The sequence below is a fragment of the Streptomyces sp. NPDC048415 genome, from assembly GCF_040651675.1.
GTDB lineage: Bacteria > Actinomycetota > Actinomycetes > Streptomycetales > Streptomycetaceae > Streptomyces.
The window spans coordinates 1-10825 of record NZ_JBEZKJ010000159.1; the positions used below are offsets into that span (position 1 = coordinate 1).

Genomic DNA, 10825 nt, shown 5'->3' on the forward strand with positions numbered 1-10825 from the left:
CGGGTTTTCGCCCCCGCCGCCCCTACCCTTCCCGTCCCTGGGGGCTGCGCCCCCAGACCCCCCTTGTCGCGCTTCGCGCTCGTCCTCAAACGCCGGACGGGCTGAACCGCCGGGCGGGCTGAAACGCTGACGCGCCACATCTTGACCGTTATGCGGATTTTGTCTGATTAGCGCGTATTGTCGGCGCATGCCCACGCCATACGGATCCCGCGGCGGCATGGCGTTCGGTGCGGAGGAGCTGCGTGTGCTCCGCCGCGCTCTCGCCCTTGCCCTGCATCCCAGCCCCGCCTCGGCCGAGGACGTCCAGGACTGTCTCCGTCTCGCCGAGTCCGTCGACGAGGCGGCCCGCGAGGGAGCCAGGCTCCGGGCCTTCCTGGTGGCCGATCTCGCCCGCTACCGGGCCGCGCTGCCGGGTACTGCCGCCGGCTATCTCGTCCTCCTGGAGGAGGCGCTCGGCACCGGCTACCGGCCGAGCCCCGACGACCTCGCCGCGCTGCGCGCCCTGCGCGCGAACTCCGCCGCGGCCGCCCTCCTGGACCGCTGCCGGGCCCTGGCCGAGCAGGACGTGCGCGCCCGCCTGGCGGGCCGTACGCCCGCGCCCAGGGTCCCGCAGTCCCGCACCCCCCTGCTGGCTCTCCCAGGCGGCCTGGCGTCCGAGGGGAGGCCTGCAAAGCCCACGGAGAAGCCCGCCGCGCAGCCGAAGCCGCCGCCCCCGGTCAAGACCCCGCGCCCGGAGCGCCCCATCCCCACACCGGGTGAGGTCTTCCCTCCGAAGCGCAAGCCCGGACCGCCACCGGCGAACCCCTCGCAGCAGCTCGCGGCGGGCTAGCTACTCTGGAGGCATGGACTATGTCTCCGCGCTCGTGCCCCCCGTAGTGATGGCCGTGTTCTTCATCGGTCTGATCGTGACGATCGTGAAGAGCCAGGGCGGGGCCAACAAGTCCAAGGAGGACGCGGTCGTCGACGCCGCCCTCGCGCGCGCGGAGAGCGCCCGTCAGGCCTCCCGGGACACCGAGGACTGAGCCCCGCCCTCACCGGGCGACTCATCGGCGTACGTCTCATACGTTTTTCGAGTCGTACGCCCTTTTTGTTGCCGATCTCCCACTATTGTTCTGAGCTGTGCCTCGCCCATTGGGAGAACTCGAAGACGCGGTCATGACGCGGGTGTGGAAGTGGAACCGCCCGGTGACCGTTCGAGAAGTCCTGGAAGATCTTCAGCAGGAACGGTCCATCGCGTACACCACGGTGATGACCGTTTTGGACAATCTCCATCAGAAGGGCTGGGTGCGCCGCGAAGCGGAAGGCCGGGCCTATCGATATGAGGCGGTCTCCACACGTGCCGCCTACGCAGCGGCACTGATGAACGACGCATGGTCGCAGAGTGACAACCCGGCCGCCGCCCTCGTCGCCTTCTTCGGCATGATGTCCCCGGAACAGCGCGAAGCCCTGCGCGATGCCGTGCGTATGGTGCAAGGACCGGAAACCCCCGCGCCGCAGAACCCTCCCGCGAGCCCGTCGGAGCAGAGCCCCGCCGCGACCGAGGGCGACGGCGGGCGATAGCGTCCGCTCATGCCAGCAGAGCATCCCGCGGAGGTTCCGGCAGAGCTTCCCGCACCGGATCCGGAAGCCACCGCAAAAGCCATCACCGTCCGGCGGGCCAGGACCAGCGATGTCACGGCCGTACGCCGCCTCCTCGACGCGAACGTCCGACGCGGCATCCTGCTCGACAAAGCGACGGTGACGCTTTACGAGGACATCCAGGAGTTCTGGGTGGCGGAACGCGACGACAACGCCCAGGTCGTCGGTTGTGGTGCGCTGCACGTGATGTGGGAAGACCTCGCGGAAGTCCGCACTCTCGCGGTGAACCCCGCGGTCAAGGGCCTCGGTGTCGGACATCAGTTGCTGGAGAAGTTGCTGCAGACCGCCCGCTGGCTCGGCGTTCGTCGCGTTTTCTGTCTGACCTTCGAAGTCGACTTCTTCGCGAAGCACGGCTTCGTGGAGATCGGCGAGACCCCCGTGGACACCGATGTCTACGCCGAGCTCCTGCGTTCCTATGACGAGGGCGTCGCGGAGTTCCTCGGTCTCGAACGAGTGAAACCGAACACCTTGGGCAACAGTCGGATGCTTCTGCATCTGTGATCGCCGACGACTATTCCGGTGGACCGCCTTGCCCGGGTGCCCTATGTCCGAAACGCGCACGTTTCCGGGCTGCCAGTGCCCTGTGAGTCTCCCCCGGGGGTTTGTGTTTTTCCAGCAAAAGCGGTTTGCTTTCCGACGTACTGCAGTACTGCATATAACAGGGGACGGCGAAACGGCGGACGCCGCAGACCCCATGCCCGAAGTTATCGATGAAAGGAAATCCGGTGGCACAGAAGGTTCAGGTCCTTCTTGTCGACGACCTCGACGGTGGCGAGGCGGACGAGACCGTGACGTTCGCGCTGGACGGCAAGACGTACGAAATCGATCTCACGACCGCCAATGCGGACAAGCTCCGTGGCCTTCTCGAGCCCTACACGAAGGGTGGTCGTCGTACCGGAGGCCGCGCTTCGGGCGGGCGCGGAAAGGCACGCGTCGCTTCTGGTGGCAGCCAGGACACCGCGCAGATCCGCGCTTGGGCGAAGGAGAACGGCTACGAGGTCAATGACCGTGGCCGAGTTCCCGCATCCATTCGCGAAGCCTACGAGAAGGCCAACGGCTGAGCGCACGCGCGCCGCAGCCTTACCCGATGGCACTGCGTCGCCATCGTCGCCACGAGTCGTACGAGATCAGGGGCGCTCCCAACGCCCCCTCCGATCGCTTGGCCGCCCAGCGCCGACAGCGTCGGCAGCGTCGGCTCCACCTCGCAGCCGGGCTCCGGGGGCCGCAGCCAGACAGCGGCCCCCAGCGAGCCGGCCCGGTCCGCGTCGGTCCTCAGCAATCCGGTCCGGCCTCCATCGGCCCTCAGCGATCCGGTCCGGCCCCGGTCGACCCTCAGCGACCCGGCCGGCTCTCCCTCGGCATCCACGCGCGCGTGGATGCCCTCCCGTGTGTCCAATCCGGGAGGCCGTGGAGCCTCGATGCTCCCGCCCGCGCCGATCGCCCTGAGGTCCAGCGCGAGGGTGCCCCACTCCAGCCAGTCGAGCAGCCCGGGAAGCTCCTCCGCGCTTCCCGCGGCCACCAGAAGCCGCATCCGGCCGCCCCGCACGGCCACCGGAGACGCCGGCCCCAGATGTCGCAGCGCCGCGAATCCCGCCTCCGCCGGCACATCCAGCACATCGAAGCGCAGCCCCGTGGCAAGTCGTACCGGTGATCCGGGCGATCCGGGCACTGCCGCCCAGCCCAGTTCGTTCTCGTACCACCACCGCACCGGATCGTCCGGATCGAGCGGCCGACGAGGGAGAGGAACGGTGGGAGCCATGCCAGGAGCAACAGCCGGAAGACCTCTGGAGTTACGCTGCGTGTTCCGACAAATACGCACAGTGTCGGAAGGGAAGCGCCCGGGGGTGTTCAGCGGCGCAAGGATGTTCGCCCATAGCGGAGGGAACCGGTGCGAGCCGCATGGAGTGTCAGTGCCTGCGGGTAAGACATCCCTAGTGGGAGGGGCGACACGCATGGCTCGGGCATCTCACGTTCGCCATCGGCGTACAGCTGGAGAGGGTATCTGCCTGGCCTGCGGGAACATCGTCTCGCACCATCAGGTTGGAGCAGATGTCGGCGTTCGGGGTCAGGAGGCCAAGGACGGTGTCGGCAGTTGGAATGAGCGGTCCCCGCTTGCGGGACTAAGCTGCGGAAGGACAGGGAGGGGAGCGTCCCCTTACTGCCTGACCGCTCTGAGGAGCGATTAACGATGTTCGAGAGGTTCACCGACCGCGCGCGGCGGGTTGTCGTCCTGGCTCAGGAAGAAGCCCGGATGCTCAACCACAACTACATCGGCACCGAGCACATCCTCCTGGGCCTGATCCACGAGGGTGAGGGTGTCGCCGCTAAGGCCCTGGAGAGCCTCGGGATTTCGCTCGAGGCGGTCCGCCAGCAGGTGGAGGAGATCATCGGGCAGGGGCAGCAGGCCCCGTCCGGGCACATCCCCTTCACCCCCCGTGCCAAGAAGGTCCTGGAGCTGTCGCTCCGCGAGGCCCTTCAGCTGGGCCACAACTACATCGGCACGGAGCACATCCTGCTCGGCCTGATCCGTGAGGGCGAGGGCGTCGCCGCCCAGGTCCTGGTCAAGCTGGGCGCAGATCTCAACCGCGTGCGGCAGCAGGTGATCCAGCTGCTCTCCGGTTACCAGGGCAAGGAGACCGCCGCCGCCGGTGGTCCTGCCGAGGGCACCCCCTCCACGTCCCTGGTCCTCGACCAGTTCGGCCGGAATCTCACCCAGGCCGCTCGTGAGTCCAAGCTCGACCCGGTCATCGGGCGCGAGAAGGAGATCGAGCGGGTCATGCAGGTGCTGTCCCGCCGTACGAAGAACAACCCGGTCCTCATCGGTGAGCCCGGCGTCGGCAAGACCGCCGTCGTCGAGGGCCTCGCCCAGGCCATCGTCAAGGGCGAGGTGCCCGAGACCCTCAAGGACAAGCACCTCTACACCCTCGACCTCGGCGCGCTGGTCGCCGGCTCCCGCTACCGCGGTGACTTCGAGGAGCGCCTGAAGAAGGTGCTCAAGGAGATCCGCACCCGCGGCGACATCATCCTGTTCATCGACGAGCTGCACACGCTGGTCGGTGCGGGTGCCGCCGAGGGCGCCATCGACGCGGCTTCGATCCTGAAGCCGATGCTGGCCCGCGGCGAGCTGCAGACCATCGGTGCCACGACGCTGGACGAGTACCGCAAGCACCTCGAGAAGGACGCGGCCCTCGAGCGCCGCTTCCAGCCGATCCAGGTGGCGGAGCCTTCCCTCCCGCACACCATCGAGATCCTCAAGGGCCTGCGGGACCGCTACGAGGCACACCACCGCGTCTCCATCACGGACGAGGCCCTCGTCCAGGCCGCGACGCTCGCGGACCGCTACATCTCGGACCGCTTCCTGCCCGACAAGGCGATCGACCTGATCGACGAGGCGGGCTCCCGGATGCGCATCCGCCGGATGACCGCGCCGCCGGACCTCCGCGAGTTCGACGAGAAGATCGCGGGCGTCCGCCGCGACAAGGAGTCGGCCATCGACTCCCAGGACTTCGAGAAGGCGGCCTCTCTCCGCGACAAGGAGAAGCAGCTGCTGGCGGCGAAGGCCAAGCGGGAGAAGGAGTGGAAGGCCGGCGACATGGACGTCGTCGCCGAGGTCGACGGCGAGCTGATCGCCGAGGTCCTCGCGACCGCCACCGGCATCCCGGTCTTCAAGCTGACCGAGGAGGAGTCCTCGCGTCTGCTCCGCATGGAGGACGAGCTCCACAAGCGGGTCATCGGCCAGAAGGACGCCATCAAGGCGCTCTCGCAGGCGATCCGTCGTACGCGAGCGGGTCTGAAGGACCCGAAGCGTCCCGGTGGTTCCTTCATCTTCGCCGGTCCGTCCGGTGTCGGTAAGACCGAGCTCTCGAAGACCCTCGCCGAATTCCTCTTCGGTGACGAGGACGCGCTGATCGCCCTCGACATGTCGGAGTTCAGCGAGAAGCACACGGTCTCGCGTCTCTTCGGTTCGCCCCCCGGATACGTGGGCTACGAAGAGGGCGGCCAGCTGACCGAGAAGGTGCGGCGCAAGCCGTTCTCGGTGGTCCTCTTCGACGAGGTCGAGAAGGCTCACCCGGACATCTTCAACTCGCTGCTGCAGATCCTGGAGGACGGTCGCCTGACCGACTCCCAGGGCCGCGTCGTGGACTTCAAGAACACGGTCATCATCATGACGACCAACCTCGGCACGCGGGACATCTCCAAGGGCTTCAACCTCGGCTTCGCGGCCGCGGGTGACGTCAAGACCAACTACGAGCGCATGAAGGCCAAGGTCAACGAGGAGCTGAAGCAGCACTTCCGCCCCGAGTTCCTGAACCGTGTCGACGACACGGTGGTCTTCCACCAGCTCACCGAGGAAGACATCATCCAGATCGTCGACCTCATGATCGCCAAGGTGGACGAGCGGCTGAAGGACCGGGACATGGGCCTCGAGCTCAGCCCGAGCGCCAAGTCGCTCCTCGCGAAGAAGGGTTACGACCCCGTCCTGGGCGCCCGGCCGCTGCGCCGGACGATCCAGCGCGAGATCGAGGACGCGCTCTCGGAGAAGATCCTCTTCAGCGAGCTGCGTCCCGGCCACATCGTGGTCGTCGACACGGAGGGCGAGGGCGACGCCAAGACCTTCACCTTCCGGGGTGAGGAGAAGTCGGCGCTCCCCGACGTCCCGCCGATCGAGCAGGCGGCGGGTGGGGCCGGCCCCAACCTGAGCAAGGAGGCGTAAGCCTTCGGCTTCGCTGAACAGAGGGGCTGCCCCGGGACTTCGGTCCTGGGGCAGCCCCTTTTTCCGCGTGTCACGCGTAGCCCCCGTCACATTCACGGGTGTCTGGATCCGACGGGCCGGTGACATGACGCACAGGCGTTTTGTCCCTTACTAGGGCGAATAGTGGAGACGGGAGAACGGACAAAAGGGACCTTTGGTCCGGAACCCGGAGGGCCCCGAACGTCGTGGGGAATCGGTGGTGGGCGCGGGTTTTTCCAGGGAAGGCGACGTTCCGAAGGGGGCTAAACGCTGTTTTCCGTAGAAATCAGGCAGGTCCTCAACGGAGTGTCCGTTCTGTCAAGAGTCGTTAAGTTTTGAGGTCAACTACGGCCTTAAGTCGTAGATCACCCATTTGAGTGTCCGCCGGGCGGCGGGTTACCAAGGGATGGGCCATCCGGCGCCGGCTGTGTGCCGGGTGGTTTCTGAGTCCCTGTCCCCGTCTCCACGAGGTCTCCATGTCGAAGCGCGTCCCGTCCCGTCTCTCCCGTACGTCCCTGATCCGCACCCGGACGGCCGTCCTGGCCGTCGGTCTCGGCGCCTCGGTCGTGCTGGGCGCCGGGGTCGCGACCGCCGCCGAGACCGCCCTCGGCGCCACCGGTACTGTCACGACGGCGAACGCCGTGCAGACGCAGGCCGCCGTGCAGGCCAAGGCCGCCGCCAAGGCCGTCGCCGCGAAGCAGGCCGCCGCCAAGCAGACCGCCTCCTGGATCGACCCGGTGAAGAAGTACACCCTGTCCGCCGCCTTCAACCAGGCCGGCAGCATGTGGCAGTCCACCCACTCCGGCCAGGACTTCGCCGTGGCCAGCGGCACCGAGGTCCTCGCCGCGCACGGCGGCACCGTCGTCAAGACGGGCGGCAATGGCGCGGGCGACGGTCCCGCGTACGGCAACGCCATCGTCATCAAGCACGGCAACGGCACCTACTCGCAGTACGCCCACCTGTCGCGGATCGACGTGAAGGTCGGCCAGGTCGTCACCACCGGCCAGCACATCGCGCTGTCCGGCAACACCGGCAACTCCAGCGGGCCGCACCTGCACTTCGAGATCCGTACGACCGCGAACTACGGCTCCGCCATCGACCCCGTCGCGTTCCTGCGCGCCAAGGGCGTCACCGTCTGAGCATGCGGGGCCTGCCCGGCGGATCAGGACGCAAGGAAGCAACGGTTCCTGATCGGCGCGGGTGAGCGGGGCGATGAGCGTCCCCTCGCGCGAGCGTGTTCGAGCGTGGGGAGTCGACAACCGGCGAGAACGCCGATGGAGCCCCTCGCGCGAGCGAAGCCGAGTGCGGGGGAGGGCGTGCCCGGGCCCCGCGTCTGCTGCGGGATCCGTCCGGACAGGCCCTTAGGCGGCGCCGCCGTGCGCCTGCGTCACCAAGTCGATCGCGACCTCCAGGACCGCCTTGCGCTTGTCCTCGGGGTCGCCTTCGACGTCCTTGAGGACGAACATCCCGGCGTGCATCGTGAAGAGCGCGCTGATGCAGCGGACCTGGTCGGTCAGCGGCGACTCGGGCTCTTTGATGATGTCGAGCATGCTGAGCATCCGGTCCTTGAAGGTCTCGCCGATGCTCAGCTCTCGTACCGTCGCCTGGTTCTCCTGCATGAAGCGGAAGAGCGGTGACGCGTCGACGAGGGCCTCGCTGTAGCGGCGCAGCACCTCCTGCTTGGTCTCCAGAGTGTGCGGCTGCTGCCTGCCCCACTCGATCAGCTCGTCCAGCGGCCTCGTCAGGTCCGCGAAGAGGCTGATGAGGATCTCTTCCTTGGTCTTGAAGTGGTAGTAGAGCGCCGCCTTGGTGACGTCGAGGTGCTCGGCGATCTCGCGCAGCGAGGTCTTCTCGTAGCCCTGCTCCGAGAAGAGTTCGAGGGCCACGTCCTGGATGCGCTGGCGGGTGTCGCCGCGGCGCTGTCGCTTGGTGCCGTCCATGGTGCCGCCCATCCTCGTACTCCTTGCGCTCCCTGAAAACTTACCTGTCGGCCGGCTGGTAAAACCAGTTAAACTTACTTGACGCCCGGCTAGTTACGGGTCTAGTTTCCGTGAGTGTAGTGAACTTGCCGGTCGGCAAGTAAGTGGCCGGTCGGCGGCAGCTGTACCTAGGGGAGTGGGACGATGGCGGACAACACCGAGGTGGTCGCACCGACCGCCGAAAACGGCGAGAAACAACCACGCAGCGTACGAGTCGTGCTGCTCGCGCTCATGATCGCGATGCTGCTCGCGATGCTCGACAACATGATCGTGGGCACCGCGATGCCGACGATCGTCGGCGAACTGGGCGGGCTCCAACACCTCTCCTGGGTCGTCACCGGGTACACCCTCGCGACCGCCGCCTCCACCCCCATCTGGGGCAAGCTCGGCGACATGTACGGGCGCAAGGGCGCCTTCATGACCTCCATCGTGCTCTTCCTGATCGGCTCCGCGCTCAGCGGCATGGCCCAGGACATGGGGCAGCTCATCGGGTTCCGTGCCGTTCAGGGCCTCGGCGCCGGTGGTCTGATGGTCGGCGTCATGGCGATCATCGGTGACCTGATTCCGCCCCGTGAGCGCGGCAAGTACCAGGGCATGATGGCCGGCGTGATGGCGTTCGCCATGATCCTCGGACCCCTGGTCGGCGGCACCATCACCGACCACTGGGGCTGGCGCTGGTCCTTCTACATCAACCTCCCGCTCGGCGTCGTCGCGCTCCTCGCGGTCAGCGCGGTACTGCACCTGCCGAAGAAGCGGAAGCAGGGGAAGATCGACTACCTCGGTGCCGGTCTGCTGACCCTGGGCATCTCGTCCATCGTGCTGGTGACCACCTGGGGCGGCACCGAGTACGCCTGGGGCTCCGCCCGGATCATGGAGCTGATCGGTATCGGCGTCGCCGCGCTCGTCGGCTTCGTCTTCTGGCAGACCAAGGCCGTCGCGCCGATCGTGCCGCTGCACATCTTCCGCAACCGCAACTTCACGCTGATGTCCGTCATCGGCTTCATCACCGGCTTCGTGATGTTCGGCGCCGTGCTCTTCCTGCCGCTGTACCAGCAGTCCGTGCAGGGCGCGTCCGCCACCAATTCCGGGCTGCTGCTCCTGCCGATGCTCGGCGCGATGCTCGCCGTGTCGATGGTCGCCGGGCGCGTCACCACCAACAGCGGCCGGTACAAGATCTTCCCGCTGGTCGGCAGCGTACTGATGATCGTGGGGCTGTTCCTGCTCGCGCAGATGGACACCGAGACGACCCGGCTCACCTCCGGGCTGTACATGGCCGTGCTCGGTGCGGGCATGGGTTGCCTGATGCAGATCACCATGCTGGTGGCGCAGAACAGCGTCGAGATGAAGGACATGGGCGTCGCGTCCTCGTCGACCACGCTGTTCCGTACGCTCGGCTCCTCCTTCGGTGTCGCCATCATGGGCGCGCTGTTCAACCACCGGGTTCAGAACGTGATGGCCGAGCAGGCCGGGGCGATCGGGTCGAAGGTGACCGAGCGGTCCGCGCAGCTTGACGCGGCCAGCCTGGCGAAGCTGCCGGCGGTGGCGCGGCAGGCGTATCAGCACGCGGTGTCCTCCGGTACGCACTCGGCGTTCCTGCTGGGGTCGATCGTGGCCGTGGTCGCCCTTGTCGGGGCGGTGTTCGTGAAGGAGGTCCCGCTGAAGGGGGCGGGGACCAAGCCGGCTCCTGACGCGGCTGACGTGCCGTCGAAGGAAGCCGTGTCTGAGGCCGTCTGACCTCCCTCGATCCGAAGGCCCCCGGCGTTGTCCGCCCCGGGGGCCTTCTCCCGTGTACGGGGCTGGGCGGGCGGCGTCGAAAGGGCTCGCCCTCAAGAGCCGGACAGGCCGCTACACGCGCGGCGCGTGCACGTCAACCTCTGTTGTTCAGGATGGTTCGGTCTCCTCAAGTCGCCCAGAATTCAGGCATCGACCACAAGTGCCTCAGGGCTCCTAGGGGGAACAGAACATGCGCGTGAAGACGAAGACGGCGGCCGCGGCCTCGGCGGTGGCGATGACGGCGGGCCTGCTGGCCATGGCCGGATCCACCACCGCCAGCGCCGCCGACGGCTGCAACAACAACAACGGCAGGACCGTCCAAGAGGCGATCGGGGCGCGCGGCCAGGGCATCGAACTGCGGGTGAACGGGTCCGGGGACAACACCTGTGCCTGGGGCCGGATCGTGGTCGGCGCCGTCGGAATGCACGTCTGGGTGGACCGCAGCAGCGACGGCGGGCGCACCTGGGAACCGCAGCTGGGCTGGCGGGAGATCGAGAGCGGCGGCAGCGTCTGGACCGAGGCCTGGCGCGACCGCAACGGCCAGCTGATGCGGGCCTGCGGTGACTCGGGCTACAACACGACGATCCACTGCACCAAGTGGTACTAGGTGTGCCGTCTCATGACATTGGTTCCTCGCTGTCAGGCTTGGCGGGCATAGGACGTGAGGCGATCGGCGAGCGCGATGACGAGGTCGCGTAGTTCA

11 protein-coding genes are annotated in these 10825 nt (G+C 67.4%); 9 read left to right on the plus strand and 2 right to left on the minus strand.

What is annotated here, in order from left to right:
* Positions 1–217: 217 nt before the first annotated feature.
* The 5 genes from AB0D27_RS43620 to AB0D27_RS43640 all read left to right on the plus strand — a co-directional run bounded on the left by AB0D27_RS43620 (position 218) and on the right by AB0D27_RS43640 (position 2699).
* Positions 218–829, plus strand: a complete 612-nt coding sequence (locus AB0D27_RS43620; protein WP_362520766.1) for a hypothetical protein — start codon at positions 218–220, stop codon at positions 827–829.
* Positions 830–842: 13 nt separating this feature from the next.
* The gene (locus AB0D27_RS43625; protein WP_362520742.1) at positions 843–1022 is read left to right on the plus strand and encodes a hypothetical protein; all 180 of its coding nucleotides are present in this window, start codon (positions 843–845) and stop codon (positions 1020–1022) included.
* Between the two features lie 97 nt (positions 1023–1119).
* Complete coding sequence (locus AB0D27_RS43630; RefSeq protein WP_362520744.1) at positions 1120–1560, plus strand: BlaI/MecI/CopY family transcriptional regulator; 441 nt, start codon at positions 1120–1122, stop codon at positions 1558–1560.
* Positions 1561–1569: 9 nt separating this feature from the next.
* Entirely contained in the window at positions 1570–2139 is a 570-nt protein-coding gene (locus AB0D27_RS43635) for an amino-acid N-acetyltransferase (RefSeq protein ID WP_362520747.1), read from the plus strand.
* Positions 2140–2363: 224 nt separating this feature from the next.
* Positions 2364–2699 (plus strand): Lsr2 family protein, encoded by a 336-nt coding sequence (locus AB0D27_RS43640; RefSeq protein WP_362520749.1) that lies wholly within the window; start codon positions 2364–2366, stop codon positions 2697–2699.
* Here AB0D27_RS43640 and AB0D27_RS43645 read toward each other — a convergent pair.
* On the minus strand, positions 2678–3397 hold the full coding sequence (locus tag AB0D27_RS43645) for an SCO3374 family protein (protein ID WP_362520752.1): 720 nt from the start codon (positions 3395–3397) through the stop codon (positions 2678–2680). The genes AB0D27_RS43640 and AB0D27_RS43645 overlap by 22 nt on opposite strands.
* A gap of 429 nt (positions 3398–3826) precedes the next feature.
* Here AB0D27_RS43645 and AB0D27_RS43650 point away from each other — a divergent pair, with 429 nt between their 5' ends.
* Both AB0D27_RS43650 and AB0D27_RS43655 read left to right on the plus strand, forming a co-directional pair.
* Positions 3827–6352 carry an ATP-dependent Clp protease ATP-binding subunit gene (locus AB0D27_RS43650; protein ID WP_362520753.1) on the plus strand — a complete coding sequence of 842 codons (2526 nt, stop codon included), beginning with the start codon at positions 3827–3829 and terminating at the stop codon, positions 6350–6352.
* Positions 6353–6846: 494 nt separating this feature from the next.
* Positions 6847–7509 carry a M23 family metallopeptidase gene (locus tag AB0D27_RS43655; RefSeq protein WP_362520756.1) on the plus strand — a complete coding sequence of 221 codons (663 nt, stop codon included), beginning with the start codon at positions 6847–6849 and terminating at the stop codon, positions 7507–7509.
* A gap of 222 nt (positions 7510–7731) precedes the next feature.
* Here the strand turns inward: AB0D27_RS43655 and AB0D27_RS43660 are convergent, their stop codons facing one another.
* Positions 7732–8322 (minus strand): TetR/AcrR family transcriptional regulator, encoded by a 591-nt coding sequence (locus AB0D27_RS43660; RefSeq protein ID WP_362520758.1) that lies wholly within the window; start codon positions 8320–8322, stop codon positions 7732–7734.
* A 171-nt stretch (positions 8323–8493) separates the two neighbouring features.
* Between AB0D27_RS43660 and AB0D27_RS43665 the strand changes: the two genes are divergently transcribed.
* Together AB0D27_RS43665 and AB0D27_RS43670 are read left to right on the plus strand one after the other, a co-directional pair.
* Complete coding sequence (locus AB0D27_RS43665) at positions 8494–10083, plus strand: MDR family MFS transporter (protein WP_362520761.1); 1590 nt, start codon at positions 8494–8496, stop codon at positions 10081–10083.
* A gap of 229 nt (positions 10084–10312) precedes the next feature.
* Positions 10313–10729, plus strand: coding sequence for a glycosyl hydrolase (locus AB0D27_RS43670; protein ID WP_362520763.1), 417 nt, complete (start codon positions 10313–10315; stop codon positions 10727–10729).
* The last annotated feature ends 96 nt before the right edge of the window (positions 10730–10825 follow it).

What these genes read in the sequence shown, in the direction of transcription:
- AB0D27_RS43655 (WP_362520756.1), top strand. Translation starts at nt 6,847, where the DNA reads ATGTCGAAGCGCGTCCCGTCCCGTCTCTCCCGTACGTCCCTGATCCGC.
- AB0D27_RS43620 (WP_362520766.1), top strand. Translation starts at nt 218, where the DNA reads ATGGCGTTCGGTGCGGAGGAGCTGCGTGTGCTCCGCCGCGCTCTCGCC.
- AB0D27_RS43670 (WP_362520763.1), top strand. Translation starts at nt 10,313, where the DNA reads ATGCGCGTGAAGACGAAGACGGCGGCCGCGGCCTCGGCGGTGGCGATG.
- AB0D27_RS43650 (WP_362520753.1), top strand. Translation starts at nt 3,827, where the DNA reads ATGTTCGAGAGGTTCACCGACCGCGCGCGGCGGGTTGTCGTCCTGGCT.
- AB0D27_RS43645 (WP_362520752.1), bottom strand. Translation starts at nt 3,397, where the DNA reads ATGGCTCCCACCGTTCCTCTCCCTCGTCGGCCGCTCGATCCGGACGAT.
- AB0D27_RS43635 (WP_362520747.1), top strand. Translation starts at nt 1,570, where the DNA reads ATGCCAGCAGAGCATCCCGCGGAGGTTCCGGCAGAGCTTCCCGCACCG.
- AB0D27_RS43625 (WP_362520742.1), top strand. Translation starts at nt 843, where the DNA reads ATGGACTATGTCTCCGCGCTCGTGCCCCCCGTAGTGATGGCCGTGTTC.
- AB0D27_RS43660 (WP_362520758.1), bottom strand. Translation starts at nt 8,322, where the DNA reads ATGGGCGGCACCATGGACGGCACCAAGCGACAGCGCCGCGGCGACACC.
- AB0D27_RS43665 (WP_362520761.1), top strand. Translation starts at nt 8,494, where the DNA reads ATGGCGGACAACACCGAGGTGGTCGCACCGACCGCCGAAAACGGCGAG.